The organism is Hyphomicrobium sp. 01T421 (assembly GCF_056398805.1).
Genome location: NZ_JBFTQC010000002.1, coordinates 425,163 through 451,792, shown reverse-complemented (window position 1 = coordinate 451,792; position 26,630 = coordinate 425,163). Strand labels below are relative to the sequence as shown.

The 26,630-nt window shown below is 58.7% G+C and carries 21 protein-coding genes; 13 read left to right on the top strand and 8 right to left on the bottom strand.

Annotated elements, in window-relative coordinates; translation table 11 throughout:
- Positions 1-2 precede the first annotated feature (2 nt).
- A complete protein-coding gene (locus tag AC1DK3_RS16455; RefSeq protein ID WP_477193326.1) occupies positions 3-1,187 on the top strand; it encodes an efflux RND transporter periplasmic adaptor subunit in 1,185 nt (394 codons plus the stop codon).
- Between the two features lie 94 nt (positions 1,188-1,281).
- On the opposite strand, the gene bcsS is transcribed toward AC1DK3_RS16455, so the two are convergent.
- The 3 genes from bcsS to AC1DK3_RS16440 all read right to left on the bottom strand — a co-directional run bounded on the left by bcsS (position 1,282) and on the right by AC1DK3_RS16440 (position 7,575).
- Complete coding sequence (gene bcsS / locus AC1DK3_RS16450) at positions 1,282-2,712, bottom strand: cellulose biosynthesis protein BcsS (RefSeq protein WP_477193325.1); 1,431 nt, start codon at positions 2,710-2,712, stop codon at positions 1,282-1,284.
- 194 nt (positions 2,713-2,906) lie between these two features.
- On the bottom strand, positions 2,907-7,001 hold the full coding sequence (locus tag AC1DK3_RS16445) for a Pls/PosA family non-ribosomal peptide synthetase (protein ID WP_477193324.1): 4,095 nt from the start codon (positions 6,999-7,001) through the stop codon (positions 2,907-2,909).
- On the bottom strand, positions 6,898-7,575 hold the full coding sequence (locus AC1DK3_RS16440) for a 4'-phosphopantetheinyl transferase family protein (protein ID WP_477193429.1): 678 nt from the start codon (positions 7,573-7,575) through the stop codon (positions 6,898-6,900). Before AC1DK3_RS16440 ends, AC1DK3_RS16445 begins: the two co-directional genes overlap by 104 nt.
- Before the next feature lie 415 nt (positions 7,576-7,990).
- Here AC1DK3_RS16440 and AC1DK3_RS16435 point away from each other — a divergent pair, with 415 nt between their 5' ends.
- From AC1DK3_RS16435 to AC1DK3_RS16425, 3 genes are all read left to right on the top strand, one after another.
- Positions 7,991-8,752 carry a M23 family metallopeptidase gene (locus AC1DK3_RS16435; protein ID WP_477193323.1) on the top strand — a complete coding sequence of 254 codons (762 nt, stop codon included), beginning with the start codon at positions 7,991-7,993 and terminating at the stop codon, positions 8,750-8,752.
- Between the two features lie 104 nt (positions 8,753-8,856).
- Positions 8,857-9,393, top strand: a complete 537-nt coding sequence (locus AC1DK3_RS16430) for a VOC family protein (protein ID WP_477193322.1) — start codon at positions 8,857-8,859, stop codon at positions 9,391-9,393.
- A 211-nt stretch (positions 9,394-9,604) separates the two neighbouring features.
- Positions 9,605-9,763, top strand: coding sequence for a Classical arabinogalactan protein (locus AC1DK3_RS16425; protein ID WP_477193321.1), 159 nt, complete (start codon positions 9,605-9,607; stop codon positions 9,761-9,763).
- 250 nt (positions 9,764-10,013) lie between these two features.
- Here the strand turns inward: AC1DK3_RS16425 and AC1DK3_RS16420 are convergent, their stop codons facing one another.
- Positions 10,014-11,405 carry an aminotransferase-like domain-containing protein gene (locus tag AC1DK3_RS16420; protein ID WP_477193320.1) on the bottom strand — a complete coding sequence of 464 codons (1,392 nt, stop codon included), beginning with the start codon at positions 11,403-11,405 and terminating at the stop codon, positions 10,014-10,016.
- A gap of 288 nt (positions 11,406-11,693) precedes the next feature.
- Here AC1DK3_RS16420 and AC1DK3_RS16415 point away from each other — a divergent pair, with 288 nt between their 5' ends.
- The 8 genes from AC1DK3_RS16415 (at position 11,694) to AC1DK3_RS16380 (ending at position 19,484) form a co-directional block, all read left to right on the top strand.
- Positions 11,694-12,089: a RidA family protein gene (locus AC1DK3_RS16415; protein WP_477193428.1), complete on the top strand. Its 396-nt coding sequence runs from the start codon at positions 11,694-11,696 to the stop codon at positions 12,087-12,089.
- A gap of 15 nt (positions 12,090-12,104) precedes the next feature.
- Positions 12,105-12,911, top strand: a complete 807-nt coding sequence (locus AC1DK3_RS16410; protein ID WP_477193319.1) for an ABC transporter permease — start codon at positions 12,105-12,107, stop codon at positions 12,909-12,911.
- Positions 12,908-13,783, top strand: a complete 876-nt coding sequence (locus AC1DK3_RS16405) for an ABC transporter ATP-binding protein (protein ID WP_477193318.1) — start codon at positions 12,908-12,910, stop codon at positions 13,781-13,783. Before AC1DK3_RS16410 ends, AC1DK3_RS16405 begins: the two co-directional genes overlap by 4 nt.
- On the top strand, positions 13,780-14,748 hold the full coding sequence (locus AC1DK3_RS16400; RefSeq protein WP_477193317.1) for an aliphatic sulfonate ABC transporter substrate-binding protein: 969 nt from the start codon (positions 13,780-13,782) through the stop codon (positions 14,746-14,748). Before AC1DK3_RS16405 ends, AC1DK3_RS16400 begins: the two co-directional genes overlap by 4 nt.
- A 3-nt stretch (positions 14,749-14,751) precedes the next feature.
- Positions 14,752-15,408, top strand: a complete 657-nt coding sequence (locus AC1DK3_RS16395) for a cysteine hydrolase family protein (RefSeq protein WP_477193316.1) — start codon at positions 14,752-14,754, stop codon at positions 15,406-15,408.
- Positions 15,395-17,011: a gamma-glutamyltransferase family protein gene (locus tag AC1DK3_RS16390; RefSeq protein WP_477193315.1), complete on the top strand. Its 1,617-nt coding sequence runs from the start codon at positions 15,395-15,397 to the stop codon at positions 17,009-17,011. The genes AC1DK3_RS16395 and AC1DK3_RS16390 overlap by 14 nt, the downstream gene beginning before the upstream one ends.
- A gap of 35 nt (positions 17,012-17,046) precedes the next feature.
- Positions 17,047-17,748 carry a cysteine hydrolase family protein gene (locus AC1DK3_RS16385; protein ID WP_477193427.1) on the top strand — a complete coding sequence of 234 codons (702 nt, stop codon included), beginning with the start codon at positions 17,047-17,049 and terminating at the stop codon, positions 17,746-17,748.
- A gap of 422 nt (positions 17,749-18,170) precedes the next feature.
- Positions 18,171-19,484 carry a tyrosine-type recombinase/integrase gene (locus AC1DK3_RS16380; protein WP_477193314.1) on the top strand — a complete coding sequence of 438 codons (1,314 nt, stop codon included), beginning with the start codon at positions 18,171-18,173 and terminating at the stop codon, positions 19,482-19,484.
- A 332-nt stretch (positions 19,485-19,816) separates the two neighbouring features.
- Here the strand turns inward: AC1DK3_RS16380 and AC1DK3_RS16375 are convergent, their stop codons facing one another.
- Entirely contained in the window at positions 19,817-20,029 is a 213-nt protein-coding gene (locus AC1DK3_RS16375; RefSeq protein WP_477193313.1) for a hypothetical protein, read from the bottom strand.
- A gap of 182 nt (positions 20,030-20,211) precedes the next feature.
- Between AC1DK3_RS16375 and AC1DK3_RS16370 the strand changes: the two genes are divergently transcribed.
- Positions 20,212-21,504 (top strand): virulence-associated E family protein, encoded by a 1,293-nt coding sequence (locus AC1DK3_RS16370; RefSeq protein WP_477193312.1) that lies wholly within the window; start codon positions 20,212-20,214, stop codon positions 21,502-21,504.
- Positions 21,505-21,856: 352 nt separating this feature from the next.
- On the opposite strand, the gene AC1DK3_RS16365 is transcribed toward AC1DK3_RS16370, so the two are convergent.
- Genes AC1DK3_RS16365 through AC1DK3_RS16355 form a run of 3 tightly spaced genes read right to left on the bottom strand, consistent with a single transcriptional unit; the run spans position 21,857 to position 26,457 of the window.
- The gene (locus tag AC1DK3_RS16365) at positions 21,857-23,044 is read right to left on the bottom strand and encodes a patatin-like phospholipase family protein (protein WP_477193311.1); all 1,188 of its coding nucleotides are present in this window, start codon (positions 23,042-23,044) and stop codon (positions 21,857-21,859) included.
- Complete coding sequence (locus tag AC1DK3_RS16360; protein WP_477193310.1) at positions 23,034-25,289, bottom strand: ThiF family adenylyltransferase; 2,256 nt, start codon at positions 25,287-25,289, stop codon at positions 23,034-23,036. Before AC1DK3_RS16360 ends, AC1DK3_RS16365 begins: the two co-directional genes overlap by 11 nt.
- Positions 25,279-26,457: a ComEC/Rec2 family competence protein gene (locus AC1DK3_RS16355; protein ID WP_477193309.1), complete on the bottom strand. Its 1,179-nt coding sequence runs from the start codon at positions 26,455-26,457 to the stop codon at positions 25,279-25,281. Before AC1DK3_RS16355 ends, AC1DK3_RS16360 begins: the two co-directional genes overlap by 11 nt.
- Between the last annotated feature and the right edge of the window lie 173 nt (positions 26,458-26,630).

The window sequence follows — 26,630 nt, the reverse complement described above, 5'->3', positions numbered from 1 at the left end:
CGATGCGCCTTTGGAAGATCATTGGCTTGGTTTTGCTGGTTGCCGCTGGCAGTGCGGCCTACGTTCACCGGCAAGAAATCGAGAAGCTTGTTGCCTCGCTCGAGCAGCCGGCGGCCGCGCCGCCTCAGGCCAGCTTCGTCATGCCCGTACCTGTCGCGCCTGTCGTCAAACGCTCGGTGAGTATTTATCTCGAATATCCTGCGCGGACGGAATCCATTCGTGACATCACGCTGCAGGCGCGGGTTTCAGGCTACGTCCAGAAACAGAATGTTCCCGACGGCGCGGACGTCGCCGCCGGCGACCTTCTGTACGTGATCGATCCGCGGGATTATCAAGCGGCGCTCGATCGCGCGAAAGCTCAGAAACAGCGCGATATCGCTGCCCGGGAATACGCCAGCTCCAGTCTCGAGCGTGGGTCGGAACTCACCAAAAGCGGGTGGCTCGCCAAGGATACTTTCGATCAGCGATCAAGTTCGCTGCGCCAAGCCGACGCCGCCATAACGATTGACGAGGCCGCCATCCGGGAGGCCGAGCTCAATCTTGAATATACCGAAATTCGTGCGCCGTTCGCTGGACGGCTGGGCAAGAACCAAGCGCCGATCGGCGCGCTCATCAACGTTGCGGGAGCGGCCCTCAATACGCTGGTACAGATCGATCCCATTTACGTGACGTTCAATCCGAGCGAGGCGGATCTCGCCGCCATTCAGAAAGTGCATGCTAGCGGCACAACGGCTGCCGAGATCTTTGTTCCCGGGAACGACAAGGCGAAGCACAAAGGCACGATCACGTTCATCGACAACACCGTCGACCGGCTGACGGGGACGCTCACGGCCCGGGCCACCATCGCCAACGCCGATCGCGCGCTCTTGCCGGGGCAATACGTTCGCATCCGCATTCATGCCGGCGAAGACCCCAATGCTCTGATGGTACCGCAGACCGCGCTCGGCTCGAGCCAGCTTGGAAAGTATGTCTACGTGGTCGGCGAGAAGAACATGGCGGAGCAGAAACTGGTGACGACGGGCCCGACGGATGGGGATCTCATCAGCGTGGTCGGCGTGAACGAGAAAGATCTCATCATCACTGGGAATCTGCAAAAGATCGGGCCTGGATCTCCGGTACAGCCTCTCACGGCTCCGCCGCCACAGGCTGGCGAGAAGCGCACCGTCACGACCGGCGCCGTCAATTAATTCGAATAGCGCTCAAAGAGAAAGGCGCGGCTGACTCAATGTAGAGTTCAGCACGCCCTTTTTTTATTCGTCTCGGGCTTGGCTTCGCGCCGCGTTAGAAATCAACGCGCAGCATCGATCCGCCGTAAGCGCCTTCGCCGCCTGCTCTCGATTCGCCACCGCCACTACTGTCGTTCACGAACTGCTGACCAACGTTGAAGGTCAGCTTGGCAGGAAGACCACTCCACCAGAGATGGAACGGGATCGTTGCGAATGCGCCGACGCGTGTCGCGAGATCACCCTCGTCGCTGTAAACAGAGCTTTCAGGTCCGAAGATGATCGTCTTCATGTTGTAGCCCACGCGAGCTTCCGCGTAGTACGAGTTGAAGGCGGTCGAGTAGCTGCCTTCCAAGCTGCCGTACAACGGGCTTTCATCGTCGGTCTCGAGTTCGACAGCGACTTTGAAGCCGTCGGCTCCACCGCGGACGTCGTTATTCGGGTCAAAGGGCGACAGGTGAACGTTGCGCACCTCGTAGCCGAGGTAGGCAATGGCGCTCCATTTTGAGAAGACCCACTGATAGCCGAGCATGATGTCGAGCGAGCGGTCGTCGGCGTCGACTTTCCTGTCGAGCGGTTCGCCGGCCTGATAATTGTAATCCGCGATGATGCCCTGCGTGCGAAGCAGGAAGCCATTCTTGTAAAGATCGCCGCTCAAGCCGAAGACCGTGCCGCCGTAGTAAGCGACCGCATCATTCGCTGCGTCGATGCCGCTGTAGGTAATGACCTTCGGGCCGCGATCTTCCGTGATCGGGTCGGGGTTCAAAACTTTCGAACGGTCGAGCTTATAGACGAGCCCTGCCTGCACCGTCCAAATCGAGGGAACTTCGCGGTCTACGAAATCTACCCCGTCAACGGTGCCGCTATTCGTGATTCTGGCTGAGAAATCCGAATAACGCGCCTCGCCGCGCAGATAGAAGTTATCGGAAATCCGCCGTTCGACGCCGCCGCCGACAAAGTAGCCGCCGAAGTTCTGGCCGCCCTTGCCGTGGGCCGTCGTGTCGTCGGTGTCGATGTCCCACCATCCATCGTTGGAGAAGTGAGCCTGTGTGTAGCCGCCCGTCGCGTAGACCAGCGTCCGCTCGTTGACCAGAACGCCAGCGCGCGCGCCGATCGCCCATGAGCGATCGATTGTCATCGCGTTATGAATGTCTTCGTTGCCGCGATTCAATTCGGAGACCGAGAAGTCGGCGAAGGCGCCGACGACGAAGCGGTCGCCCACCTGACGGTCGATGCCGTAAATCAGCGAGACCAAGCCGCCATCAGCGAACTCGTTCTTGGACGAGGTCGTGTCCTCGCTGTCGTGATAGTTGTTTTTCGAGTGGTTGTGCCCGTAACCGCCGCTAACTCCGAAATATACGCCCGACCAGCTCGGCGCTTCGACCTGAACTGGCGTGTCCTTCAAAGAGAAAGGTCCATCGGCGAGCGCGGGTGCGACCATCGCGGGCATCGCCGCGCCGCACGCCATCACCGCAAAAAGTTTCTTCATTGGTCTTCCTCAAGCGCAAAGTCGCGAGCGCAACGACCATCCTCAATGCGAAGATGTCGAAACACGGTCTGGTACTTCTCTCAACGGTATGAGGGGATGTGATTCGCGTGTCAGAGTCGAGTTTGAACGTCAACGAACAAATGCGTCGGCGCCGCGGTGATGTCCGCGGTGCCACAGTTTCACATTAGTTGTACTCACACGGGGACGTGTAGCAACTCGATTTGCTTTTTCACCAGCCGCGGTGACCTCCTATGTTGTGCATAAGAGTCGCCATCGCCGGCCCGCGGATTGTCGCTTACGGCGACGCTTTCCTTCGGCGCGGCAAGAGGCTCGCACGGTGTGCCGTGCCAGCGCGTTCCGGCTGGCAGGACGTCGCCTTTCATCAGGACCGATAGCGCACCGAGGTTCGATGCAGCGTGCATTTCCGTTCCGTAGAGAACGACCGCCATATTACCGACGGTGCAGCCATCGCCGATTTTGATGTGATCAGCCTTGAAGACGCGATCCTCGAAGAGATGGTTCTGGATCGTCGCGCCGACGTTCAGGCACGCGCGGTCACCGATGTGCACGAGATCGAATTCGGAAAAGAGGGTCGTTTCGAGGTAGCACCACTTCCCGATTTTGCAGCCCATCATGCGCAAGCACGATGAGATGAACGGCGTTCCCATCAGCGGCGTCATGGTCGTCGCCGCCACTGTTTCGTACACGCCATTCACGAGTTCGTTGTTCCAGATAAACCGGCACCAGAGAGGCTTCACTGTCGGCGCGATGCGGCCGACGAACAGCGCCTTGACGAGAGCCGCGAGTACAATGGACCCAGCCGCCAGAGCCGCCGCGACAAAGGGAATGCCCACGATCACGGCCCAGAGCGGCAAGGTGCGATAGCCGATCACAAGATAGCTCGCGAACGCGATGCCTTCCGCGGCGACGATAAAGCCCGGCAATAGTATGCGGAGCGTATCGGTCGTCGTCCGGGCGATCTTCGCGCGGCGCGTCGGCTCAAATATTTCCGCGTCGTTGAAGCAAACATTGCGCTGCGTTTGGGGGAGAGCAAATCCAGGCGAACCCAGCCAGCGCGTATCGTCGGGAATTTCAGAGGCGTTTGCCGGCGGCGTCGACGCAACGCCAATCAACGCGTTGTCGCCCACGGCATGACCGCCCGGAATGAGCGCGCTGTTGCCGATGAAAGAGCGCGAGCCGATGCGCACCGCTCCGATCTCGACCGTACCGGCGTTGAGTCGCTCTCCGCCGACGAGGCAAGCGTCGGCCAGGAAGCTCCCATCGCCGACCTCGAGGAGGCTCGGCATAACATGCGAGACGGTTGAAACTTCCGAGCCAGCGCCGATCTTCGCACCCAAAGCGCGGAGAAAGACCGGGCAGTAGACTGTCGCGTAAACCGGCAGCAGGATGGTCTTCGTGTTTTTCAGCAGATAGCTGACGAACCAATGCCTCAGGTAGGCGAGGCTGAGGACCGGCATTTGGCCAGCCTCGGACGGCTGGAGAAGGGTAACAAGCGTAATTGCGCCGATCGCGTAGGTCAGGACTCCGACCGGTACCGCGATGAACGCGCCGATTGCGCCACCGAGCGGACCACCGAACGAAAGTCCAGCCGCGATGATAATGGCGGATGGGATGATCGTCGCGATCAGAAAATATCCCATCACGTAAATAAGCGCGAGATGCAGCACGCCGAACGAGAACGATCGCAGCAGCGTTGGCGAAGGCGTCGTGGCTTCCGGTGTTACGACTTCGGCCAGCAGCGCGGGCGATCCGCGACGGCATTCGTAACTTCCCATAGCGGCTCCGTCGGGCAGCGACGACATATCGTCGAGCCGTGCGCCGTCGCCCATGCTCGTGCCGAGACCGAGACTGCAGTGCATGCCGATGAAGCAATTCTCGCCGATGTCGACCGGTTCGATGACGAGGTAGCCGTCCTCAACGCGATACCCGAGGATCTGGCTTTCAAGACCGATGCTCGAACCGCGGCCGATGGAGACGACGTCGTAGGCGCCGCACAAGGATGTCGACAGCGAGACGTTGCGGCCAATCTTGGCACCCATTGCGCGCCAATAGAGATTCATCAACGGCGTGCCCGCGAACATATCCGACCAGCTCAAGGCTTGGAAACGGGTCACAAACCACCACCGGAAGTAATAGAAGCTCCAGAGAGGATAGCGGCCGGGCTTGACGCGGCCGATGACCAGCCACTTGAGCGCGATGCTCAAGAACAGCATGCTCGGCCAGATGGCGAAGCCGACCATCGTCGAGATTTGCGCCGCGCGCTGCCACGTGAGCTGGCCGTCGGTCACGGCGGTCGCTATCAGCACCATGTACGCGAGGGGCGCTAAGAGAATGCCGTAATAAGCTGCGATGCTCAACGCCTGGAGCGACACCGTCGTCCAGCGCATCAGCGGATGTACGCTTTTGAAGGCTTCCTCCGATACGTTCGCCCGCGACGGGTTTTCCTGTTTTTCTCCGCCCATGCGGCTTTCGAGAACGGAGGCGAGAGCCCTTACGGAGCGATGCTCATAAAAGTCGCGAACCGAGACTTGAACGCCGGCGATCGCTTCACGCACGCGGCTCGCGCATCGCGAAGCCAAGAGTGAATGTCCGCCGAGATCGAGAAAGAAATCATCAGTGACCGAAATGCTCGGCAGGTGAAACGCATCGGACCACGCCGCCGCGATGCGCGCCTCGAGCTCGCTTGCAGGGGCGACGACATTGCCGAGCCCCTTCAGAAGCGTCTTGGGCTGCGGGAGCTTTTTCCGGTCGACCTTGCCGCTCGTCGACATCGGAAGCTCGTCGATGACGTCGAGATATTGGGGCACCATGTATGCAGGCACGCGGCGGCGCAGCAGTTCGTCGACCGCTTGACGATCGAGGCTTTCTTCCGCTCCGTGACAAACGACGAAAGCCGCAAGCTCCTTCAAGTCTTCTCCCACCGCGATGACCGCAGCGGCAGCAGCCTTGATTTGAGGATGCTCCATCAGGACGGCTTCGATCTCGGAAAGCTCGATGCGAAAGCCGCGGAGCTTCACCTGGTCGTCGAGGCGCCCGAGAAAATAGAGTTCGCCTTCGTGCCCGAGCCGCACATGATCGTATGTGCGATACAATCGGCCTTTCGTTGCCGGTTCGAATGAATCGGCAACAAAGCGCTGATCGGTGAGCGTTTGGAGATGCATGTAGCCGCGTCCGACGCCAGCGCCGCCGATGAACAGCTCGCCGTTTTCGCCCGGTGCCACGGGCTGAAAATTTTCGTCGAGGACGTGCGTGGAATAACCCGGCAGAGGTCTACCGATGGCAACCGGCTCGCCGCTTACGCACTCATGCCACGTGGCAACGACGGTTGCCTCCGTCGGGCCGTACGTATTCAGCATTCGGCGTCCCGGCTTTGCCCATCGCGTTACCAACTCTTGCGAGCAGGCTTCGCCGCCAAGAACGAGCGTCGTCACCGTCGGAAGATCGCGATCGATCATCGCGAGCATCGTCGGCACGGTCGAAAAATAGCTGACCTGCATGTCGTCGATAAATTGAGCGACGTCGGCGGGCGACCTTTCGACTTCTTCGGGCGGAACGATCAACGTTCCACCGCGAGAAAACGCAGCCCAGATTTCTTCTACCGATGCGTCGAAGGCGGTCGAAAATCCCTGATAGATGCGATCGTTCGCGGTCACCTTGTAGACTGAACGCAGCGATTTGACGAAAGCGACAACGTTGCGATGTTCGATCATCACGCCCTTTGGGCGACCCGTCGAACCCGATGTGTAAATAATGTAGCTCAACGCACTCGGGTGGATTTCCGCATCGAGCAGAAGGTCGACGGACTCGTCCGGTTGCCCGGCCAGAACGTGCCGTTGCCGGTCAACCAGCAGGAGCGGCGTCGCGACTTTACCTTCGAGCGCGCCTGCGAGCGCGTTTTCCGAGATGATCAAACGTAGCTGCGCGTCTTCTTCGATTGCGCGGATACGCTCCAACGGCGAACGCGGATCAATTGGCACATAGGCGGCGCCGGCTTTCAAAATGCCGAGAATCGCCGCGTAAAGCTCCGGCGATTTCTTAAGATAAATTCCGACGAGATCCTCGGCGCCTATTCCGCAAGAAACCAAATAATTGGCTATGCGATTTGCGGCGGCATCAAGCTCTTCATATGTGAGCGTTTCGCCGGCAAATTCGATTGCAGGATGATCAGGCCGCCGCTGCGCTTGGAATTCGAAATAGTGGTGGAGGAGCCGTGGCCCTCTTGTTCGCCCAGGTTCCAGCGAATGCCAATTTGGTTCGTATACTGACACGGGCTTCCTCGATGGGCTGACGCCACGAGCCCCCTTCTTCCTTGCGGCCGCCCATTGCGACGGCCACGGAAAGTCGATGCCCTTGGCATTTGGCGATCCATGTCCGGAACGTTACCGGTTCGCTCTGGCGGTCCTGATGTCCCGGCCAAAGGCGATCGTTGCGGGGATCAAATGCAACTGATGATGCTTCAGCAATTCCGGTGCCAAGCATCTTGAGGTAGGCTTCTTTGAGAGCCCAAAGCCGAGAACCCGCCGTTTCTCGCTCCCCCACAGCCATCGATTTCAGAGCCGCGCGTTCGTCAGTTGTGAAGACGTCAGAAAGCCAGGCGTCATTCGTATCAGCGATGGCATTTTCAATATCGATACCAACCGGTCCACACGTAGATACCGCAACAACGGACGCCCAACGCGTGTGAGAACAGCTGAAATTCAACGCGCCAGCGTTGTTCGATAGCGTTGGTTTTCCCCACGCCGACCTTTTGAAACTCCACTCGTGCGTTGCAGTCCGGCCGCCGACACTTTCCGTCAACGCTTTCCGAAGAACTGCGCGCGTCGCAAGCGAGCGGCTGCGCATTTCGACGTTGCGTATCGAAGCGAACTCGTCGACGTCGGCTTGGGTCGGTGTCCCGAAATGGTCCGTAAGGTTACTCGCGGCAGCATGTGGCACGTACCAAATTCGTACACCCGGGAAAACGGGCTCGGCCTCGAACGCATTAATAGAGATTTCCACCTCGGCGCCGCGGACGGGCGGGCCTTGGGTTAACTTCCCCGGAAAAGAAAACAGACGAGCCATTTTTGCAATCAATGCAGACGGACACAGACGCGCGTCATCGCGGGCCGCATGCGATCTGCTCTAAAAAGAATTGGGTGTTAATGAAATGCTAAACTATGCTTACTGATCAAATTGCTGATATAAAGGTAAACTGCACTTTTCAGGCAAAAAATCCGCGACACATTCAAATCGGTGTCGCAAGGGTATTGGTATTGGTTTGAAAATTCCAGAGAGTTTAAAGGACGTGCTTCTATTTCGGTATGCGATTTTTATCGTCGTTGGCTTCTACGTTACGCTCACAGTCACAACGGGAAATGCCGCTGATTCGAACGACACATCGACTGTTACACCTAGCGGCTTAAAACCGAATTACCCCGCCGACTACAATTGCACACCCATTTCGTCACCATATGGGAGTTGGATTGACGTCGACGGTACGCGCCGCGATGAAATTCATACGGGCGTCGATGTCGGCCGACTGGGCGAATGGATATTGGCGCCTGCGTCGGGAACGGTGCGCGCGGCTTGGCAGGCAAATTGGAAATGGGGCACCGAAGGCGCCCTCCTGATCCGGCACGATCGCGAAGATCTAAATCTTACCAAAGGGCCGAAATATTATTACTCCGAGTTCGATCACCTGGACTTCGACGAAATCAAACATTTCAGCGAAGGGCAAAAGGTGAAGCGCGGTCAGCGGCTGGCTCGCGTCACGCATCCCGGTGAAAACCAAACCTATCTGCCGGAGGTTCATTGGGAAGTCTGGAAAGCCGATCATGATAATCTGACATGGCGCACCAATAGTTACGGCGCACCTGATTGGTGGAATGACAGCGCGGAGCTTGTCGACCCTCTCTCGCTGCTTGGCCTTAATAATCCGCCGACTGAGGATAAGAGCGTTGCCATTGTCCCCTTCGTAAATGGCAAGGACTACGCCGGCTTTCGCGGTTTCACCTATATTATGCCGTGTACTCCGAAGTGAGCCGTGTTCCGGACCGAAAACCTCGGTGCGGGGTCGTGCTCATAGTTGGCATTACGCTTGCTTAGATATCTCCAAAATTCGATCCGAACCAGGAGTGGGGTCACATGTCCCAAATTATTTCGAAGCCGCGCATCGCCGTAATCACATTATTCTCGGCAGTATTCGCCGCTTTCTTTTCGCTCCCGGCTAATGCCCAGAGCCCGGCACCCGCCGCGCAGGCTGATAACGGAAGCGTTTGGTGGAACGAACTCATCAGCGCCAACCCGGAGCGCAGCCGCGATTTCTACGCGGGCGTGATCGGCTGGACGCCGAAGATCGTTGCCGCGGAAGATACCTCTCGCCCTCCCGCTGCCGGCGAAAACGAATACACTCTGTTCATGCAGAACGGCAGCGAGAGCGCCGGGCTCGCGAAGTATGACGGCAAGGAGCCGACCGATCCCAAGCCCGGCTGGCTGACCTACATTCAAGTCAGCAATGTCGACGACGCCGTTGTCGAAGCCTTGAAGAAGGGCGGCAAAGTTCTCAAGGCTCCGACCGACGCGAATAACATCGGTAGACTTGCGATTGTCGCCGATCCCGACGGCAATCCCTTTGGCCTCGTCACGCCATTGAGCAAGGATTCGACCGCCGCGGGACATTAGAATTTCGAAGGTCACCCGCGAAGATCGGAGCGTTCCATCATAGGCCCGGTGGGGATCAGCAATCCCTGCCGGGCCTTCATGCTTTCGGCCCGCTCTCGGCCAACCCACCTATTTCTGCCGACCCTCGAGGGAACGCACCCTGTTCAGAAGGCGTTGCCAAGTTGATACGGGTGCTCCGTTAGACGATTGGGAAGAAGCAAAGGACGCTGGGATGGGAAACGGCAACGATCCTCCACGAATTCCTTTCCCCACGCAGGAGCCCGGAGAGCTTCCGACCCTGCCGCCTGCACCGAAGGAACCGCCCCAGCCCTCTCCCGTGCCGCTCGACGAGCCTGGCGAGAAACCCGATCCGGAAGCTCCGGTGACGTAGTCCACCTGCAGTTCTGGTTTTCCAGAAGCGTCGTTCGATCATCCTTTTCAGCATGCGTGGTCGATCCTCCGGGGGTTTTGGCAAATGCCGCCGCGCGTTCGAGATTTGGAACCGCACCCCATCAGGCGAACCATCGAAGCCCTGAAATGGCCGACGAACTGGTGTGTCTTGAAACCGCTCACAACTGATAAGTCGCGTTCGACTGTCGATGACTGACAGTCGAGGACCGCGAGCCATTCCAAGCTGCGCTTTAAGCCATCGCGGCGGTCGGCGCCCAAGGGTTGCCGCTCACCACGAGGTCGGCAAGGATTTTCGCGGCTCTCTGAAGCACGTCATGGCTTTCGGCTGCCGAGAGGCACACACGGACTGCGTCGCGGGCATTCTTCGGATCCAAATTGAAAAATGCGGCCGGACTGACGCCGACGCCCCGAAGCTTGGCTTCGGCAGCAAAGACTTCGCTTTGCCAGCCCGACGGCATGCGCAGCCAGACATGAAACGCGGTCGAGCTCGATGAATAATCCAACCCGCGAAAAGCCTGTTCGGCAATCAGTTGCCGTTCCGCGTTGCGTGCCCGCTGTGCGTCCTCGAGCTCAGCGATAAGTCCCGTGCGGACGAGACGAGCTGCTATTTCGGCCTCTATCGGCGCCGCCATAAGAGTCGTTGCGCGGAGTGCAGTTCCGACAGCGCGCCGCCATTGCTCTGGCACGCGCATATAGCCGACGCGCATGCCGGGTCCGCAATTCTTAGAAAAACTCGTTATATATATGGCTTGAGAGCGGAGGCGAGCCGCCAGCGGTTCAGGGCGCGGCGAAAGAAGAAACCCGTATACGTCGTCCTCGATCACCGCGATCTTGTAACGTTCGCAGATTTTGGCGATCGCCTTTCGACGCTCCGGAGGCATGGTCGTGGTGGTCGGATTATGCAGAGTCGGTGCGCAATAGAGCACCCGGGAATGGCTTGAGCGCAAAGCGTCCTCGAGAGCGTCCGGCATCAATCCATCGTCATCCATTGCCACCGGGACGACGTTACGACCGAGCATTCTGGCGGCAGTTCGCGCGCCATAAAATGTTGTCGCCTCCATGAGGATGCTTTCGCCGGGCTCCGTCAGCGCGGCGAGCGCAATAGCGATACCATGCTGGGCGCCAGCACAAACGACGATATCGTCACTCCCCGCCTTCACGCCCATGGCTTGCAGATAAGTGGCTCCAGCTGCGCGATGGGAGACGGTTCCGATGTCGGTCTGTCTGCCGAGAAGAGCGCCATAATCCAGGTCGCGGGCGACTTCGCTTACAAGCTCGCGCAAGTTCGGCAGAGGCGGCGCGCCCGCGGGGAAATTATGCGAAAGATCCGTAAACGGCGCGTTATTTGGCGTCGTCAACGACGATACAGGAGAGTCTGGAAGCCTCGCGAGCACGAACGTCCCCTGACCGACGCGCGCTTCCGCAAGACCCCGTCGCTGTATTTCCGAATAGGCCCGCGTTACCGTGGTGACATCGAGTTCCAATTGATCGGCGAGTGAGCGATGCGTCGGCAATCTGGCGCCGTTGAGAAGCACGCCATCATCGATCGCACGCGTGACGGCGTCAGCAATCGCGAGATATCGCGGTCCATTGAGACGCCTGACTTCAGAGATCCACTTCATGCTGCTTCCACGCGAGGGTCCGACGTCATTGTATGGATTTTCGCGCGTCACAGAAGATCATTTGTCTGCATATATTGGATGCACACCGCCATTCAGTTGGGCAGAGCGTAACTTGCAGAGCTCCCTCTCCTTTGCCTGAGGCCAAGAGAACCAGTATTTTTAAATGAGAAATGCGAGCCGCGCGCTGGCGGCCACGGCGCAAAGCACTGGCCCACACCTTGCAAAATCTGGTGCAGACATTTCGTCTGTATGGATCTGTTCATGTCTGCAAATATCGCGACCTCGGGATTGAGTTTTTACATGGTCCCGAATGCTCCCGAGCCGGTCGCTACCTTTTCACACGCCGTCGAAGCGGGAAGCTTCATTCACGTTACAGGACAGATGCCGACCTATCCCGGCGAGCCTGAACGTCCGATACCGGACGACATCGAAGAGCAGACCCATCGGGTGATGGCCAACCTGCATATTGTGCTAACCGGATTGGGTCTCGATTGGTGGAGCGTCGTGCGCGCCGGCGCATATCTGACGAATTTCGAAAAGGACTACGCGCGCTTCAACGAGATCTATTCGAGTTACTTCCCGGCCAATCGGTTGCCGGCGCGGACGTGCATCGGTGTAACGGCCCTTGCACGCAGCGCGCGGGTTGAAGTCGATCTCGTGGCCTTTCGGCCCCTCACGCGGTAGAGAGGCATTGGCTCGATGAGTGCGACCCAGCCCGGCCTGACATTGCAGTTACGACGCAGCATCCCAAGGCGGCAGTATCGTCTTCTCGCCGTTGTCGGCTTCGTCCTCTGTCTGTTCGTTTGGGGGCTCATCAGCGCTTCCGCCATCGTCGATCCGGTCTTCCTGCCGTCACCTGTCACCGTCGCTCATACGATGGCAGATATATTCAGTGATCCAACGATCTGGTCGGATCTTTGGGTCAGCTTCGTGCGAGTCACAGTTGGCTTTTTGCTCTCCGCGATGGTCGCGCTGCCCATAGGCATCTTGATGGGCTCGTTCAAACCGGTCGAGGCCATTGTTCAACCGGTGACGGAATTTATCCGGTACGTTCCGGTTCCGGCACTCATTCCGATTTTGATGGTAACGCTCGGGATCGGCGAAGAGTCGAAATGGGCTCTTATTTTTATCGGCACCTATTTTCAGCTTGTACTCATGGTCGCCGATGAAGTGCGACGTGTCCCTTATGAGCTCTTGCAGGTGGCTCAGACGCTGGGCGCGACGCAGGGCGAGATTATTCGCCGCGTTCTGTGGCGCTCCGCGATGCCGGGCATTTTCGACGCGCTTCGTCTCTGCAACGGCTGGGCCTGGACATATCTGATCGTTGCCGAGCTAGTCGCCGCGAACGAGGGATTGGGATTTCGCATTCTGAAATTTTCGCGCTTTCTGCAGACGCCGAAAATATGGGTGTATCTCATTCTCCTCGGCACTATCGGCCTGCTTATCGATTTGATGTTTCGCGCGCTCAACCGCCGACTGTTCAAATGGGCTGAGAGCGGAAAATGAGCCAGATTCTCGAGGTCCAGAACGTCTCGAAGGTCTATCCCACCGACAAAGGTGGCGTCGAAGCCTTGCGTCCGACGTCATTCAAAGTCGAGCGCGGGGAGTTCGTGACGCTCATCGGTCCATCGGGCTGCGGTAAGACGACGATGCTGTTCATCCTCGCCGGACTCGAAGAGCCGACCGATGGATACATGTTCGTCAATGGGCGCCAAGCTATCGGCCCCGGCGCCGACCGCGGCATGGTTTTCCAGAATTACACTCTCTATCCCTGGCTGAACGTCACCCAGAACATTCTCTTCAGTGCGACGCTGAACGGCTCTCGTCAGAGTGGCGAAGACCTGAAAGCCGCCAAGGAGCGATGCGCCGCGCTTCTCTACCTGATGGGTCTTGAGGCGTTTGCGAATGCGTATCCGCGCGAGTTGTCCGGGGGGATGAAGCAGCGCGTTGCCATTGCGCGCGCGCTGCTTCCACGCCCGGCAATCCTTTTAATGGACGAGCCTTTTGGCGCTCTCGATGCGCAGACGCGCGAGGAAATTCAGCAGCTGACGGCGCTTCTCAGCCGCCATGAAGGCACGACGGTGCTGATGGTGACGCATGACGTCGATGAAGCCCTCTTTCTATCGACGCGGACGTTGGTGTTCTCTCCTCGTCCCGGCAGGATCGTCGACGATATTTCGGTTCCGTTCGGCGATGTTCGAAAGCTCGATCTCAAGCTGGCGCCCGAATTCATCTCTCTCAAGCGTCACATGCTCGGCCTCTTGAGGCGCGAGTCGGACGCCCACCGCGAAGATTACCTGCAACGGCTGCTGCAAGCGCAGGAGCCGGAGTTGTCCCATGTGAGTCAGTTGCACAAAGCGCGAAAGGGAAGCCAATGAAAGCTGTGTTCAGAGCCTTGACGGCAGTTCTAATGATGGCGCTATCCGCGGTCTCGTGGTCGACGGCGCGTGCGGACGCGCTGAAGCCCTATAAGGTCGGCTATAATAGTTGGATCGGATACATTTCCCTGTTCATCGCGAAAGAGAAAGGGTTCTTCAAGGACGAAGGTCTGGACCTCCAGATGCAATCGTTCAGTTCGCCGGGTGATGGCCTCGCACCGCTCCTCGGAGGCCAGCTTGATGCGCACTTCACGACTGCCGATAGCGTCATCACAGCGCTCGACAAAGCTCCAGGCCGTCTGGAGATCGTCTATATGACCGACACATCTGCCGGCGCCGACGCCATTCTCGCGAAATCAGATATTGCGACGCCCGCAGATCTCAAGGGAAAAACCGTGGCCGTAACCGCTGGCCAGTGCAACGAACTCCTCCTTCGCAAAGCGCTCACGAAGTATGGTCTGGCACCGAGTGATATCAAGCTGACGAACATGAATCCCGACGACGCGGGCGCGGCCTTCGCCGCTGGCAAGCTCGACGCCGCCGTCACCTGGGAACCTTGGATCACGAAGGTGCAGGGCGAGAAAAAGGGTCATGTCATTTTCTCGTCCAAAGAAGCGCCGAACCTGATCCTCGACGTTGTTGCCATCAGCGACAAGACCGCGAAGAACAAGTCTGACGAGACGAAGGCGTTTCTTCGCGCGTTGAACAAAGCCAATGAACTGGCGATCTCCGATCCGAAGGCGGCTTCCGATGTCGCGGCGAAATCCCTGGAGCTCAAGCCGGAGGAAGTGCTCGACATGCTGCCGAAGGTTAAGCTTTATGGCGCGTCCGATAACGTCACCCAGATGAAGGGTCCGGCAATCGAAGTCGGAAAGGAACTGGCCGCGTTCTTCAAAGAAGTAAAAGTAAACGATGGCGTCGTCGACACGTCGAATATTTTCAATCCGTCATTCATAGGCAAGTAGCCCATGGAACCACTTTACCGAGCCATACCGGCGGGCAAAGTCGGGACGCAAAACACGGCCCTGCTCGTCATCGACATGGAGCGCGACTTTGTCGATCAGGGAGCCGTTCAACAAACTCCGGGAGGGCGGGCGATCATCCCCGCCATCAACCGGCTCATCGGTTGGGCGAGGCAGCACGCGTTGCCCATCATTTTTACGCACGAAATGCATCGGTCAGATCTCAGCGACTACGGGATCGAGCTGGAGTTCGACCCTGTACACTGCCTCGAAGGAACGGCGGGCTGCGAGCTGACCGAGGGCCTCGATGTCCGTCCCGAAGATTGGCGCATTCGCAACAAGCGTCGATACGACTGTTTCGTCGGAACCGACCTCGATCTCCTCCTGCGTTCTCGCGGCATCAAGAACCTGGTCTGCTGTGGAGTGACGACGCACTGCTGCGTGATGAGCACGGTTTATTCGGCTCGTAACCTGGATTATCGCGTCACAGTTCCGACGGACGCCGTTGCGGCCGTTTCTCCGGCTCATCAAGCGGCTGCGCTGCTCTGCATGAGCGATGTGTTCGCCTATCTTTCGTCGACGAGTGCCATCACGTCGTGGCCGCTCGCGGCGGGCGTTTTCGAGACCAGCACGGTGGCGCAGCGTTCGCATGCCGTTGTCTGAGAACACACCGGAGAGCGTCTCCAAGCTTTACGCGTCGGGCACTCGAGGTTGTATCTCGGCTCCGCATCATGCTGCGGCGGAGTCGGGACGCGCAGTGCTCGCCGAGGGCGGCACTGCCATCGAGGCGATGGTTGCGGCAGCAGCGACCATCGCTGTCGTTTACCCACACATGAACGGCTTGGGCGGGGATGCATTCTGGCTGATAAAGCGCAAGGACCAGGAGCCGATTTTCATCTCCGGCTGCGGCCGTGCAGCCGCGCGCGCAACGGTCGGCTATTATCGCGATCGCGGATACACCGAGCTTCCGGTGCGAGGCCCCGATGCGGCGCTGCTGGTTCCCGGTGCGATTTCCAGTTGGAAACTGGCGCTCGATCTCGTCCCTGAAGCGCGACGTCTCTCGTTGGAACGTCTGCTGCGAGACGCGACGGATCATGCGGTCAACGGCTGCCCTGTATCCCGCAGCCTTTCGGCGACCCTCGACAGCTTCTCCGCCGAGCTCTGCACGATCCAAGGATTTGAGCAGGTGTTTCTGCCTGATGGGCAGGTTCCAGCTCCCGGCGAACGTTATTGTCTGCCCGCACTTGGAGCGACGCTTCGCAGGCTCGCCGAAGAAGGTCTCGACAGCTTCTATCGAGGTGCGCTCGCGGAGATTCACGGGCAATTCTTCGAGGAAGCCGGCAGTCCACTTCGACTCGAGGATTTCCAGTCGTACACAGCGGAATACGGAAAGCCTCTATCTGCCCTCGTTTCCGCGGGAACGCTCTACAATTCCCCGCCCCCAACGCAGGGGTTTGCCTCCTTACTCATTCTTGCAATCTTTGACCGGTTGCGTGTCAGCTCGGCCGACGGCAGTTCGTACATCCACAGCTTGGTGGAGGCGACCAAGCGCGCATTCGATCTTCGGAACAAAAACCTCGCCGATCCGGATTTCATGCCGATTGAGGCATCCCAATTCCTTCTGCCTAGTGCGGTATCGGAAATGGCGGCAGCTATTGATGAGAGCCGGGCATCACGATGGCCGGGCCCGTCGGAACTCGGGGGTACCATATGGATGGGCGCGGCTGACAGCGATGGCACTGTCGTGAGTTTCATTCAAAGCCTGTTTTGGGAATTCGGATCCGGTTTGACGTGTGCGAAGACCGGAATCGCCTTCGAAAATCGCGGCGCAGGCTTCTCGCTCGCACCCGGCCCCAATCAGGTGGCCCCGCGAAAGCAACCCTTTCACACGCTCAATCCCGCGCTCGCCCAACTCAACGACGGCCGGACAATGGCCTACGGCACGATGGGAGGCGATGGCCAGCCGCAAACGCAAGCAGCACTGTTCACGCGTTATGCCCTGTTCGATCTCAGTCTTGAGAATGCGATCAGCGCGCCTCGTTGGCTTCTTGGGAAGACGTGGGGTAACAGCAGCCTGTCGCTAAAGCTCGAAGGGCGCTTCTCTCAGGAAATAGAGAACCAGCTGATCAACCTCGGCCACAGCACCGAGCGGTTCTCCGATTACTCCGAATCGATGGGACATGCCGGCGCGGTGGTTCTTCATCCTTCAGGTCGTGTGGAGAGCGCCACCGATCCCCGATCGGATGGTGCAGCCCTCGCAATCTGATTGTGTCCGTAACCTCTGGGCTATCCGGGCATTCGATTAAGGAAAGAAGCGGTGTCAAAGACATTCATACAGCAGATCCTTACCCGTGGCCGCACGACGGAGACCTGCAGCCCGAAACAACAGCTTTACTCGTCATCGATATGCAGCGCGATTTCTGCGATCCGAATGGATATCTTGCGTCATCGGGATATGACATCGCCGCAACGCGCGCGATTGTGCCGAGGGTAGCCGCCGTTTGTGAGAAGGTCAGGACCTGGGGTGGTCTTGTGGTATTCACCCGGGAAGGCCATCGCCCGGATCTCAGTGATCTCCCACGTCTCAAAGCTTGGCGATCGCAACAAGCAGGCGCCGAAATCGGATCGGCCGGACCGATGGGACGATTGCTCGTCAGGGGCGAACCTGGCTGGGATATAATCGGTGAACTCGAACCGCAGCCCGGCGATGTCGTGGTCGATAAGCCTGGGTACAGCGCATTCTATGCCACCGACCTCGAACGCATACTCAGCACGCGTCGTATACAGAAGCTTATTTTGACCGGCGTGACGACCGACGTCTGCGTTCACTCGACGCTCCGCGACGCAGTCGACCGAAATTACGAGTGTTTGGTAATTGCGGATGCATGTGCTGCAAGCGTTCAAGAAAACCACGCCGCTGCATTACACACCATAAAAACAGAAGGCGGGATATTTGGTGCTGTCGCGAATTCCGGCAGCCTTGGCTTTGAGTCGAAGGCATAGAGCATGGTTCCAAGCGAAACGGCTCGTTTGCCCGACGTCGCAGAGCAACTGCCTCCGCTCCGGCATGACGAGTACTCCATCGAAGTGGTTGGGTGAGCGCCAAGCGTCTGCAGCGATCCGCGTCTAGCCACGGTCCGAAGTTGACGCAGCGTTAGACGCAACGGATGATCCGTTTTGGAAAAACACTATAATTTCCGTATGTTATGAAATTCCATGGTGGAGCCGAGGGGAATCGAACCCCTGACCTCTGCAGTGCGATTGCAGTGGACGATAGTTTTAGCGAGTTTACCCTCAGTGGATGCCGGTTCCACGCCATTGACGTTTCACAATTTTCTTCGTTATGCCTGGGTTCGGGTAAGCACTAGTAATTACCGTGCATTGCTTACCCTCGCTTACCCCATGCTTACCCGAAAGCTCTCCGCATGCCCAAGCTGACCAAGCGCGCCATCGACGCGATCTCGCCGGATTCCAGTCGGGACGTGGTGATCTGGGATGATGGTCTGCCGGGCTTCGGGCTACGGGTGAAGCCGTCGGGTGCGAAGTCCTTCGTCATCCAGTATCGGAACGCGCTTGGTCGATCTCGCCGCGTTACGGTAGGACGGTACGGTGTCTTGACTCCGGATGAGGCGCGCGACGAGGCAAGGCAGTTGTTGGCGGCCGCGGCGCGAGGCCAAGACCCAGCGCAGCAGCGCGGCGAGGACCGGTCCGCATGGACCGTCAAGGACCTGTGCGCTGACTATCTCGACGCGACGAAGGCGGGAAACATCCTCAGCCGCCAAGGCAAGACAAAGCGCGCCTCAGCGCTTGCGATCGATGAGGGCCGGATCAAGCGGCACATCCTGCCGCTTCTCGCACATCGTGCCGTTCGGGATCTCAAGCCTTCTGATGTCCGGTCGTTCTTCGTTTCAGTGAAGGCGGGCAAGACCGCTGCCGACGTCAAGACCGGTTTCCGTGGTCGAGCTATCGTCACCGGCGGCCAGGGGACAGCAAAGCGCACAATAGGACTGCTGTCAGGCATTCTGGCACACGCAGTCGCAATCGGGTTGATCGAGCGAAACCCCGCTCACGGTCTTCGCCTGCCGGCCGACGGCAAGCGTAGACTTGGCGACTTCCCTAAGAAGTATTCTGCGTTAGGTCGGGCTCTCGCCCTGGCCGATGAGCGGCGAGAGCCTTGGCAGGCGGTGGAGGCTATCAGGCTCGCAGCTCTGACCGGCATGCGGCGCGGCGAAGTAATCGGGCTGCGGTGGAGCGAGGTCAACCTTGAAGGTCGCCTTCTACACCTGACCGAAAGCAAGACCGGGGAAAGCGTTCGCCCGCTGGGCAGCGAAGCCGTTGATCTTCTGCGGTCCATATGCCGTCGCAACGGAAAGGGCGAGTTCGTTTTCACGACAGAACGAAAGGACAATGCACCATTCGGTGGCCTGCCCAAGGCATATCGACGGATCGTGCAACATCCCGATCTCCATGCCGACGATCGTCAGCCGCTCGCCGACCTAACACTACACGGCCTTCGGCACGGCTTCGCGACCACGGCGGACGGGCTCGGAATGACACTGCCGACCGTCGCGGCTCTTCTCGGCCACGCTTCTGGCGGCGTAACGGCAGGATATATTGCGCGTGTTGACACGGTTCTCATCGCCGCCGCCGATAAGGTTGCCGGTGAGGTAGCGAAGATGATGGGACCGGCTCAACGGGCTGCTGTTGTCAGAAGCCTGGCAGCGGCGAGGAGCGCGTAATTTTCGCACCCCATTGATTTCATTGATGATTCTAGCCAACAACCATTCGTCGTCCATCTAGCGCCGGTAATTTATCGGAAAGGACGACGCTAAAATGCTTGATCTAGAAAACCTACCGCCGCGCCTAACCCGCGCAGAGGCTTCCGCGTATCTTCACAAACGCCATGGCATCAGTCGCTCACACAGCACACTGGCAAAGCTCGCGTGCCTCGGCGGCGGACCGTCCTTCCGTAGGGCCGGTCATCGTAGCGTTCTCTACGACGTTACCGAGCTGGATCGTTGGGCCTCCTCCCTACTGAGCCAGCCAGCGCGATCGACCAGCGCATTCCTCGTCAATGAGATACGGTGAGGGCTAATAAATGCATTCTCAGACAAACCAACTCCGCTTGGATAATGCAGCACAGCTGCATTTTGCTGGCTGCATAGGCCTCGCCGAACTTTTGGTACGTATTGAAAACTTGGTCCGGTGCGGGACGATCCCTGACGAAATCATCATCGAGCTGACCGAGCGGCATGAAGCTTTGATTAAGGTCTTCAAGCGTCACCGGTCGAAGCTTCGCGTCTTGTTCCAGGCAAGCAGGCCGCTGCCTCGCGTGGAAGTTCAGCCGGATTTTCGGGCGGCACTTGCTGATCGCAGATTCGAGTCCGCGATCGGATACGCCTACCGATTGAAGGCATGGCTAGATCGACTTGAATCGCGCTTCAACCTGCCGGGAGACGATATCTGATGGGCCACGCCACAACTGATCACGGGGACCAAACCGTGGCCTCCCTCATACCTGCTTCGACGCTGCCCGCTGCGGGGCAAGTCGGCCAGATTATGGGCATCGGCAGGTTCGACGTTGAACTTGAGGCATCGCTCAATGATCGAGGATGGGCGATTAAGTTCAACCAGCTATCGGGCGAGTTGGAACTGCATCGACCCGAGGGCGTCACCCCGATGAGCGACGAGCGGTTGGCCGAAATTCGGTTCACGATCGAATATGCTTCCAACGGCAAGGAGCCGGCGAAGGAAAAGATCATGGACGCTGTCGGACTCATAGGCGAGCGGCGGGCATATCACCCCGTTCGCGACTACCTCGGAAACTTGCGCTGGGACGGCGTTGAGCGCTTAAACAGGTGGCTTGTCGATTATTTGGGCGCTGATGACACTCTCTTGAACCGGGCCTTCGGACGGAAAATACTGTGCGCAGCCGTTCGACGAGTGCGGCACGCCGGCTCCAAATTTGACGCGATGCTCGTGCTTGAAGGTCCGCAGGGCATAGGGAAGTCCTCTGCCATCCGCGGGCTGTGCCATGATCAAGCGTGGTTTACCGACCAGCTAGAGGTGGGGGCCGATCCAAAAGTAACCATAGAGAAAACGGCAGGTGCGTGGCTCGTGGAAATGCCAGAATTGGATGGACTTGGACGGCGCGATACGAACCGGGTCAAGTCGTTCATCACTTCAACACATGACCGGGCGCGGCTGGCCTACGGTAGGTTTGCTGTCACGAAGGGCCGCCAATTCGTTCTATTCGGGACCACCAACGAAAGCCGCTACCTTAGCGATCTTACCGGCAATCGACGGTTCTGGATCGTTCGTGTCACGAAAGCAGATCTCGCAGGCATTGCCGCCGTCCGCGATCAACTGTGGGCGGAAGCTGTTCTTGAAGAGCCAAGGGAAAATCTATGGCTCGATGAGCTTTCACTTAAAGCAGCAGCTGCCCAGCTCACGCACGAAGCATCGGATTTCGGGCCGTGGCTAGAACCGCTCGAAAACAGCATTCCTGATGGGCCCCTCAAAATCAAGGTCACTGATGTTTGGAAACTTGTTGGCATCGACGGTGCGCAGAGCATCAACAAGCTGACGAAGGGTCATCAAGCTCAATTGAAAGCGACAATGGCGGGTCTTGATTTTGAACGAAAAGATACCGGGATTCGGGACGCTGCCGGCAAAAAAGTGCGCGCATACGTGCGAGGCGAACTCGATGACGCTCGATGGTGGCAACCCGGAGATCCTCAGCCACCGATCATTTGGTAGCGAAAAGAGCCGGCAAGCACTTTTCTGCCGGTCCTTTTGTAAAGGGCTGCGCACAGAACCCGTTCCACAACTCTCCCACCATGTAGAACCCGTTCCACCCAGCGCTGATTTGGGAAGCGGTGGAACGGGTCGGCAGCGAAACCGCTTCCAGCGCTCGACCATTAAAATATCTGGCATGGAAGCGATGGATTGGGTGGAACGGGTTATTTTTCTGGAGATACCAAAGTTCCTGCTAAATACCGATTTGTTGCGAATTCTAATCGCTTAAGGGAAGTTTGGGCGAATGAGTCTGAACCCCGTCCGACCGATTCCGAGGGCGCAAGCGGGAAGAGAAGCTACATAGCCATGGCTCTCAATCGGCAAGGCTGGGCAGATATCGCTCGATAATGATGTGTGTCAGCTGCTCCCCGCGCTTTGCCAGTGCATCCAGATCCCGCTCGCGCACGGGCGCAAAGTCGGTCGGGTAGTCCCTCACAGCATCCCGCGGCACCAGATCGGCCGGCGCCCATGGCAGCTTATTGTCCTGCTGGCCGAGATAGACCATGCCGAAGCCCTGGAGGTCGCCGCATTCTGCAAATTTGTGCAGGCGCTGGTAAACTGCATCCTGCGCCTTGCGATGTACTCCTGCGAACGAGCGCGCGACACGGCTCGGCCACCAATAGTGTCGATCCTCTCCGCTCATCTGACCGGCGCCCGCATTCAGACTGACGATGTGGGTCACTGGATAGTTGAACAGAAAATCGACGGAACGTCCGGGCTCGAGCACCGCCACGCCGAGATTGTCGAATACGCCGCCATCCGTCAGTGAAACTGTATCGCGCCTGATTCCACCTTTGGAGACGAAGTCGAAGCTCTCAAGTAGGGACGGCAACAGCAGCGGAAACGCTGCGGATGCCGCCACTGCCTTGGCGACGCTTGGCGCTGGGCCGCTGATTGCACCGTACCTCCAACCGCCCGATTTCTTAGAACCAAACCGAAACGCCGTCCCTGTCCTGAGATCGCAGGCGTTTATAATAGTGACCAGTCCTTCGCGTTGCACCTCGTCGACGCGTCGCTCGCCAAAAAGGTTGCGTGTGAGTGCCGCTTCGAATGCTGTCGAAAGGCTGCCCCATACCGGCAGGCGCGTTGCAAGGTCATCGACCTTGTGAGCCAGACGACCCGTTGGAAACCCTAGCCATCGGCGCATGCGGGAGGCAGCGAAGGACACGGCCCATAAGAGCAGAGACAATGTCCCTGACACCAGCGTTGTCGCTAGGATGCGAAGACCTTCAGAGCTGAGAAACACCTCACGTAGAATATCCCATTGCAGGCCACGCCGGAGAACCGACACCATGTGCCGGTCGAATGTAGGAAAAGCCTCGCCACGATAGGCCCAACAGGAACCGATGATACTGCCACCCGAGACGGTCGACAGAACCCTCACTTTTTCCAGGATCTTGCGGTCGTGAAGCGCACGCAGGCAACCCAGATGGAAAGCCATCGCGCGCGCGCCGCCGCCGGAAAGAGCCAGTCCGATTACGGGTTCGGGTTCAGGCGCCATAATCGGACCGTTGGAAGACGCTTGCGGAAGGGATCGGAAAACGCGAAGTGCCACCCATGATCAGCATGAGGAAGCGCCGCCCCAGATATGAGCCGTCTTCTCCCAGTAGGACCCTCATCGCCTCCAGATCGGTCGGGCTCGGCGATGGCAGGCCCATCGGATGCGTGTGCCACATGCCGACGAATGCGACCGACCCGCCCGTCCTTCTTTTCCTTTCGTCATGCGCCGCCGCCACGTTGGCCGTACCGCACAAGAACCCAGCCGCCGATGCGATGCTGTCGGCCGGGGGACCGCTGATCTCGTCAATCGAGATCACTTTCAGGAATTCATCGACAGAACCAAAGAGGATGCCACCTGTTTCTGTGCGATCACCGTGCAATCTCTCGCAACGGCGCACCCAGGCCAGCATGGAAGCCAGCGCCTCGCGGTTCACGCGTATCTCGTATCCGTGGCGGGGGTCGCGAAGCACATGGTCCGGCTGCCAGCTGAAGTCGATCTCCCGGGCGGGTCCGGTGGCAAGCCCTCCGCCTGAAAGATTTATCCCCAAAAACCTTTGCCGTTGGATTCCCGGCAATTCCGCGAGCCAGGTCGCGGCGACGTTCGTCATTCTCGAGCTGAGTCCGACCACATCTGCAAATGAGCCCCTGAAGGTCGGGCTCGAACATCCCGGCTCCGGCTGGAAGAGCTTCCGGCGCTCCGGCGCTTTTGGCCAGAACTCCTCCAGGTACGCTGCGCCATTGTGACAATTGCCCAGCGCAATTTTGCTCTTCCTCTCAAGTGCGAGCGACATACCGGGCGCCCTCTCGATGGCAAGTGTCATCATCCCGAAATCCGCATTGTGCCCGATGCACATCGAGAGGATCGGAGGGTGTTTCTTTGGATGCGTACGAAAGTGCAGCTCGAGCGCGCTGGCCACTGCATTAGAAGCCGTCGCGTCAATGATGACGTCGGCGCTGACGAGTTCTTTCAGCCGCTCGTCGCTTCTGAGATGCGAGACGATGTCCTTATCGTGATCGGACACTTCGACGCCAGGGTTGGCGTCCCTAACACTCAGTCTCAATGAGCTGCATTTTGTATATCCGACATGTCTGCTCGGGAAGGCTTGCCGCACGAGGATACCCGGCGTCACAGGCCCGCGGTCGTAGAGCTGAAGGCGACGGACTCCCGCCCGCGCAAGCATCATCGCGACCGCGCTGCCGATCGCTCCGCAGCCCAGGATCGCGATATGGCGACCGCGCCACCAGGCTGCTGCGGACAACCCGTCGCGTCGTTCGACGATTTCAGGGCGATCCTCAAGCACGCGGCACCATTCGACCTTCGCCTCGCCCGCCCATGCGAAGAATGCGTCATCATCCGTCGTCTTGTCCGGCGGCGCGTTCAGCGAGGCCTCACGGAGTTTTTCCGCCTGCTCCGGCTGAATGCGCCAGCAGGCCAAATGCTGAAGCCGCTTGCCGCCTGCGATCCCGCGCATCGCCGCGCCCAGTAGAAATAATGCCGGCTTTTTGCTCTCCGTCCTCAGCACGCCAAGTGAGATGATGTTCTGGATCATTTGTAGCGGCACGCCCCGGTCAATGAGCGCGAGCATGAGATCGAGCCTGGTGGTTGGATATTCGTGCGGCATCGAGCCCGGCAGCAGAATGGCCGTGGCGAGCCTTCCGTCCGGCACCTCCTCACCGATCTCGATCCAGCCCCCGAGCTCCGCTACAACCTCATTCTCGCGGCTGATAAGGGCGTAGCCGCCCCAGAACGCATCGGCCGGGTTCGGCGTGTTTTCTCTGGGGATGACCGCAAAATTCGTCACCGAATAAGCGATCGGCGGATGCAGCGGCAGGCCTAGAGAATCGAGTTCTCCTGACGCTCCAGCCTTCAGCCAGTCGTTCAGCCGCTGCATGAACCCGAACAGGCCCTGCGACGGCTGCCATTCCACATCCGGCGCTTGGTAGAGGCAGATCGTGTCCCCCCACTGCACATGTGGGAAATCGGCGTAGCCTTTATGGGAAAAACGGACTTCCGGCCGCGACAGGGGGAAGGTCCAAGGGATGCTCAGGCGGAAAGCCTCGCGAAGCCGGAGTGGCACGGCCCCCGTCTTCCGCGCGAAACCGCGGCAATCGATTGACACACTGACATCGAGGTTCTTACCTTCGTCGGCCGGCTCAAGGATATCCAACACCTCGATAGCGCCGTTTGACGCCCGTGCTATTTCGTCGAGCTGTTCAAGCGCCCAAGCCTGACCGTCAGACCTCATGCGCGCCGAAACCGACTTTGGCGCTCGGTGGCACGTTGCTGCCGCGCGCCTTGGCAATCGCCAGCGCGAGAGCGCTCTCCGCGCTTTCCGAAAGCTCATAATTCTCGCCGGCCAGCCTCAGACCCTGAGATGTGGCAGTGAAGATGATGGGCCGCACATGCTCCGGCGTACTTACCTCGCCGGTGCAGACGAAGCCCGTGTTACAGATCTCCTCGTAACGGTTTCTCGCCTTCCGGTGCGGGGGGAGATCACCCGTATAGTTCAGACCGGGAAACTCATTTGAACTCGCCACAATGTAGCCGGGATTGAGCTGGCAAGCTTTGAGTTCCGCCATGATGTCCTGCTGTAGAACGTCTCCATCAGCGCACCGCTCATACATCGCCTTCTTGGAGCAATGATGCGGCGCCAGGAGCACGTTCCACTGCAGCATGCGCTCGTTCTGGTGCCGGTGAGTCTCCTCGAAGATCTGCATCAGCGTCGGATAGGAAAGATCGCCCAAGAAGAGAGCACGAATGGGCTGTCCCGGTCCGATCGTGACCTGCATCGCAAGGCTCGTTTCGTTGCGCGCATCGGCAAGGCCGCTTTTGAACGGCGCATGGATGAATGCGTGGAAACGGTTCTTCACGTCGACGCCGTCGATCGTCACGACCGAACTCCCAGGCCGCGTGTAGAATTCGTGCTTCGGAAATCCTTCGTATCGCTTGCCGGGCTCGAACAGCTCGCTGTAACCAATTATCCGGACACGATGACCCGATCCCGGATCACCGCCAACCTCAATGCTTCGCTCTGCCCTCCGGTGCGCCTCCTGACTAAACGCTAGCGCGTCATCGCAAAGCTCATTCTCGTCCTCATACTCCCAGAAAATCCGTGGAGTGTGCCAGATCTCTCCAATCGTTACGCGCTCCAGGAGCTCCGCGAAGCCCCGGCAGTGGTCCTGGTCCGGATGCGTCAGCACAAAACACGACAGGTAGGGCTTTCCGTTGCGCAGTGGCAGCTTGGCGACTAGCTCGTCGACGATGGGCACATGCTCATTTCCTTCCTCGTCGGCCATGAGCTTGTCATTGATGTCGACCTGGATGATCTCGCTTTCACTCACGACGATCGTGGTGCTATCGCCGCATCCGACAGGCCAGAAAATGAATGATGGGCCGGAAACCCCGCTGAACATCTTTTCCCCCTAAAGGATTCTATTCGTAATCGAGCGGACGCCCGGAGATAGTGCGCCTCGATTCCCCGTCAGGGAAAGGTAGTCGATGCGTCCAATGTGGAAAACCTGCTAAGGGCTCTGGTGGCCTTAACAATATTTTCCGCCTGCGTCTTTTTTCGTTTTTCCAATCGGTC